The sequence below is a fragment of the Stenotrophomonas sp. SrG genome (assembly GCF_050031795.1).
GTDB lineage: Bacteria > Pseudomonadota > Gammaproteobacteria > Xanthomonadales > Xanthomonadaceae > Stenotrophomonas > Stenotrophomonas rhizophila_A.
In genome coordinates this window covers 1-263 of the sequence record NZ_JBNBBE010000365.1, presented here as the reverse complement: position 1 = coordinate 263, position 263 = coordinate 1, and the positions used below count along the sequence as shown (strand labels likewise).

The 263-nt window shown below is 79.5% G+C and carries 1 protein-coding gene; it reads right to left on the bottom strand.

Features of this window, described 5'->3' with window-relative positions:
- The coding region (locus ACQG3P_RS20125) for a hypothetical protein (protein ID WP_426806032.1) at positions 1–263 on the bottom strand (263 nt) is incomplete at both ends.

Below are 263 nucleotides of genomic sequence, written 5' to 3'. Positions count from 1 at the left end.
CACCGCAAGTTCGGCCGAGCACAGGCCACCGTCGGAATCCAGTACTTCCAGGCGGTCCGAGAAACCGTCGTCGGCACGGTCCACCGCCAGGCCGCCCGCCCGCCGCAGCGCCGCCACGCGCCGCTCCAGCGCCGCCACCAGCGTGGGGGTCGACTGGATGGCCACCCGGGCGGCATCCCCGTCTCGGCACGCGGCCGGGCGCGCACCCGGGGCGGCCCGCCCGGCCGGCTGGTGGCGTGCCTCGGCCTGCGGGGGGGCGGCGG